This window comes from Moorena sp., from assembly GCF_982860115.1.
In genome coordinates this window covers 1-4061 of the sequence record NZ_CEYLVT010000331.1, presented here as the reverse complement: position 1 = coordinate 4061, position 4061 = coordinate 1, and the positions used below count along the sequence as shown (strand labels likewise).

The 4061-nt window shown below is 43.9% G+C and carries 3 protein-coding genes; all 3 read right to left on the bottom strand.

The window, feature by feature from the left end; all coding sequences use genetic code 11:
* Positions 1 to 289: 289 nt before the first annotated feature.
* Positions 290 to 529 carry a CopG family transcriptional regulator gene (locus tag AC4II3_RS30590; protein WP_488010429.1) on the bottom strand — a complete coding sequence of 80 codons (240 nt, stop codon included), beginning with the start codon at positions 527 to 529 and terminating at the stop codon, positions 290 to 292.
* A 115-nt stretch (positions 530 to 644) separates the two neighbouring features.
* On the bottom strand, positions 645 to 1139 hold the full coding sequence (locus tag AC4II3_RS30585; RefSeq protein WP_488010428.1) for a tetratricopeptide repeat protein: 495 nt from the start codon (positions 1137 to 1139) through the stop codon (positions 645 to 647).
* A 793-nt stretch (positions 1140 to 1932) separates the two neighbouring features.
* The coding region (locus AC4II3_RS30580; protein ID WP_490723001.1) for a CHAT domain-containing protein at positions 1933 to 4061 on the bottom strand (2129 nt) is incomplete at its 5' end.

Genomic DNA, 4061 nt, shown 5'->3' with positions numbered 1-4061 from the left:
CTGCCCGCGCAAAAATAAGCATGAAACTGGCAAGATGCCAGTTCTACCAAGATGCCAGTTCTACCAAGATGCCAGTTCTACCAAGATGCCAGTTCCACCAAGATGCCCATTCTACCTCACTCTTAAAATCATTCAATTATTAAGCAATGCCTACTAAACAGCGATTGGCCGTAGGCCACGCTACGCTCCGGAAGCGTTCGCAAAGCCTGGCCGAAAGGCCTCAGCTTCCGCGCTTATGCGATTGGCCTTTCGGCCACGCTACGCGATCGCATAAATCCACTTAGGGGTTCTATAGCAACTGATCACCTGCGATAGGTTCTGTATCTGGCACTGATGCTAATATTGCATCAAAATGGTTGTAATCTGCTTTTTCAGCATAACTCTGCAATAGTTGTACAACTTTATGAGCTTCAATTTTTTCCGTCACAGCACTCACTAACCACTGCTCGATAGAAACTTGATTTTCTTGAGCAAGACGTTGAATTTCTTTCAACAAGGTATCAGGTAATTGTAACGGAGAATAACTCATTCTATAACTTGATCCTGTAAATTGATAGACTGAACGTAAGCATTCAGCTGTTGGCCTTTGGCTGATAGCTTAATGCTTACGAACTACTTATATTGCTAGTACAATAGAGTAAATTTTACCTTTCCAAGCCTATTTCTTGTTTGATATCCAAACTCTCCTGCTGGAAATCAGTGGCTTTTGAGTCGTCCCCCAGGTTTTTGTAAACCTTGGCGAGATTTTCCAGAGAGTTAGCTTCACCTTCACGATCGCCTATGTCTCTTGCAATAGCCAAACTCTGCTCGAAGTTTTCAATGGCCTTTGGATAGTCCCCTAGGTTTGTGTAAATAATACCGATAATATTCAGAGATACAGCCTCACTTTGCTGGTCGCCTATTTCTCGATAAATACTGACTAACGTCTGCCAATACTGCAATGCTTCCCGATCTTGACTTACTTGAAACGGCTTCAGAGGTTGATTATAAAATCGGTAATTTTGAGGTTTAGGGCTTTGTGAAGATTGAGCTAATGCTGGAGAAGTTGGTAATAGGGGTGAAACATTACCTAGTAAAGGTGGTGAAAAATTACCTAACAAAGCCAGCAGGATAATTAATCGAAATTTTGGAAATTTCATGACGATCACACAAAAAAAAATAGAATAAGGAATCGGGGGATTTTTCTGTTAACAAGTTCCCCGTTACTTGGTTAATTTTTACCAGTACAAGAATCAACCAAGGGCTGTGAATAAATTTTTTATCAACCAAGCTCCTGCCATAAATCTGCCCAATCCTGAGGGAGTATTTTATCCTAGGAATTAGGCCAACCTAGTTGAGGGAGGTTGGTGAAGGCATCAAACCACATCCCTTTGGGCATACTGTAAGTTTGAAGCTTGAAAAAAATCATCTATTTATATAACAGTGTTAGATCGGAAAATTATGAAAAGCAGTGGTATGAATTTTTAAATTTATCCAAAACCAAGCAACTAATCAGTAACCCTTTTTTGCAATTTAATTGCAATCAAACAAGACGTCTTTCAGAAGTCGTTAACAGCGGATTTGGGAACACGGAACAGTGGACAATAATTCACGAAAATGCCTGAAATTAAGCAAAAATTCTAAGATAATTCCCAAACTCCCCACACCCGGGCCCCGCGCCCACTCCCCTTTTTTTTTACAAATATCAGATGTACCCTTTCAATTCTCCCGTTCCCGTAGCGTGGCCATAGGCCTGCATAGGTTTATTTTTAAGCTGACTGCTGACTGCTGACCGCTGTTTGCGTAGCGTGGGCGTAGCGCATATGCTTACGTAATTAGTAGATACACAGGATTTTTCCCCAATCCCGAAATTCTCTCTTTTTTCTTCCCTATTGCCTATTCCCTATGGCCGACTCCCGATTCCCGATTCCCGATTCCCGATTCCCGATTCCCCTAAAGTGCTTCACCAATCAACGTAAATGCCGCCCAATCTTTCGGATTACCTGACTTCGGAATCATGGTCAACATCGCTTGGCGCAACGCTTGAGCTTTATCCCCTGTGCTGTTAAGATTCCGATAAAACTCGGTCATCAATTCTGTGGTTTTATCATCAGGGATTGACCACAAGGAGACCATGACACTGGGAACACCCGCTGCAACTAAGGACCGAGATAAACCAATCACGCCCTCACTCTTGATGTGACCGACTCCGGTCTCGCAGGCACTGACTACTACTAGTTCTGCACTGAGTTTCATGTCAAAGATTTCTTCCGCAGTTAGTAGTCCGTCCTCTCCGTTTGAAGGAGCCAAGGCGATCGCACTCCCAATACCTGGGATACGCTTGGGATCAAATAACCCGTGGGTAGCCAAATGAATATATCTAGCGCTAGGCATCTGACGTTTAACTATGGCTTCGGTAGCTTCTTTTCCCAATAGGGGTTGAGCCTTTAACTGGGAGGCAATGTATTTAGCTTCTTTTTCCGCACCCTTGAGAGGAGATAATTCCTGAGGTGTTTCTCCAGGAGCTGGTGGTACCTTGGGCATGGTAGGATTACCAACTACCAGGGCAGTTTGGGCTGATTTAGGAAGGTTTTTCCGTTTCTGATGGGTTAAGCCCAAGACTTCGATGGAGGGAGCAGTGAGCATGGTGTGTTTCTCAATTAAGTACTTTTCCTCCCGGTCTTGCAGGGCTGGGAAAGGCACAGCAAACAGTTCTCTGTGAGGGATGAAGACTACACGGGCATTCTCATCCTTGGGCAGTAAGTCTGCAATCGGCTCAATCAGTAGTTGATGAAGCTGTTGTAAGCGTGGTTTCTCAATATTAGGGGAATCGACAATTTTGACAACATCAGTAATAGGGCGCTCGATTGTTACCCCTTCTTCCCACCCTGGTAACTTGAGTCGTAAAGTACCTTCGTGAGCATTAACTTCAAGCACTTCCCAGGAGTCTGGGAACTGGTCATCCTTGAGTTTGACCCAATCCCCCTGGGACGGTTGCCCGGAAGAGTCACTACTGCGACATTGACCATGGTCTCCAAGGCAATTATATCCCTGGTTAATCAGGTCTTTGAGAGAGGTATCTGGAGGTAGTTTAACCAAGCGCCATTCAATTTCCCCTGTAGGCTGGATCACCCAAATATAGATTCCATCACTGGGAATAATAGAGTATGCTACTAGTGTGGCATTCTGTTGCTGGGCAACCTGTTTGATTTTCTTCAGGTTAGGGTAATTTAGTTGAGTATCTAGTTCTGGGGATAACTCCTTTGTCAGTAATTCCACCAAGGCACGAGCACGTCCCCTCTCGGCAATTTCCAATGCAGCATCAGTTTTATTTCGAGCAATTAAAACTTGCTGCAAATTGCGATAGGTATCAGAGTGCTTCTCGGATAGGGGAATTTTATAGGTATCCTGCAAGCCTGTTCGTAAAGATTCCCTAACCTTCATTGCTTTGGTGAGGGTGGTTTCAGCTTGTTCAAGATCACCTGATTGAAAGAAAGCTAATCCTAAGTTATTGAGGAGTATACCTTTTACGTCCTGGTCTCCTATTGCTCCTGCAATGCTTAAACTCTGGTTTTGGAAATCAATAGCCTTTCGGTACTCCCCCAGGGAATAGTAAGCATTGCCAATAATACCCAGAGAGTAAGCCTTACCTAAGCGATCGCCTATTTCTCGTTTGATAGCCAAACTCTGGTTTTGGAAATCAATAGCCTTTCGGTACTCCCCCAGGGAATAGTAAACATTGCCGAGATTGTTCACAGAGTTAGCCTGACCTTGGCGATCACCTATTTCTCTTGCAATGGTTAAACTCTGGTTTTGGAAATCAATAGCCTTTTTGTAGTCCCCTAGATTTTTGTAAGCATTGCCAAGATTGCCCAGAGAGTAAGCCTCACCTGAGCGATTGCCTATTTTTCGTACAATAGCCAAACTCTGGTTTTGGAAATCAATAGCCTTTTTGTAGTCCCCCAGGGAATAGTAAGCATTGCCGAGATTGCCCAGAGATACAGCCTCACCTCTGTGATTTTCTATTTTTCGTGCAATGGTTAAACTCTGCTGGTGGAAATCAATAGCCTTTCGGTACTCCC